Genomic DNA, 271 nt, shown 5'->3' on the forward strand with positions numbered 1-271 from the left:
AGTATATTAATTACAAGTTTACTCAATAAAACGACTAAACTAGCTATCATGGATACAGTAAGTAAAAGATCGAATAAAGACATAGTGATTCCTACAACATTGAGAATAAAAGGTTATGATGGAAATTTTGTTGCACCTACTTATTATCAGATTGATAAATATATGATGTCTGGTGCTAAAAATGGTATGAAGGTTTTTTCAAAAGAAGAAAGTGAGAAATATTATTTCTTAGAGGGAATTGTAAAAGAGATAAATTTCCCAGTTTACTTCA

General features: G+C 28.0%; 1 pseudogene. It reads left to right on the forward strand.

Going from position 1 to position 271, the window contains the following annotated elements:
• Positions 1-271 (forward strand): annotated as a pseudogene (locus KVT11_RS19910) (sensor histidine kinase); the annotation flags it as partial.

The organism is Bacillus sp. GbtcB10 (genome assembly GCF_019091365.1).
In the GTDB taxonomy this organism is placed as follows: Bacteria; Bacillota; Bacilli; order Bacillales; family Bacillaceae; genus Bacillus; species Bacillus altitudinis.